The sequence below is a fragment of the Tepidimonas sp. genome, assembly GCF_046292505.1.
Lineage (GTDB): Bacteria > Pseudomonadota > Gammaproteobacteria > Burkholderiales > Burkholderiaceae_C > Tepidimonas.
Window position 1 is genome coordinate 469 of record NZ_JBKBQX010000170.1, and the last position, 290, is coordinate 758.

At 65.5% G+C, this 290-nt stretch carries 1 pseudogene; it reads right to left on the reverse strand.

From position 1 onward, the window contains the following. Nucleotides 1-290: pseudogene (locus tag ACK4TH_RS12540) on the reverse strand (hypothetical protein); the annotation flags it as partial.

A 290-nucleotide genomic window follows, 5' to 3' on the forward strand; every position in this document is an offset into this window, starting at 1 on the left:
AGCGTATCGAGCCCGACATTGTCGGTGTAGGCGGCGATGTTGGCGCCGGACCTGCGCGTCTCGCCCTGGGCGAGGGCGGCGTGGAAGGTTGTGTGCGGCACCGGAACCGCCTTGACCGACTTGTCCTTGTACTTCTGCACGAGGCCGACCAGCGTGCCCTGCAGCCAGGGCATGAAATCGGTGATCGACGAGACGACCACGCTCGGCACCTTGTGGATGGCATAGGCGGCCGGCAGCTTGTCGGCGAACATGTCGATGATGACGAGCAGGTCCGGCTCGCCGTCGGCGAA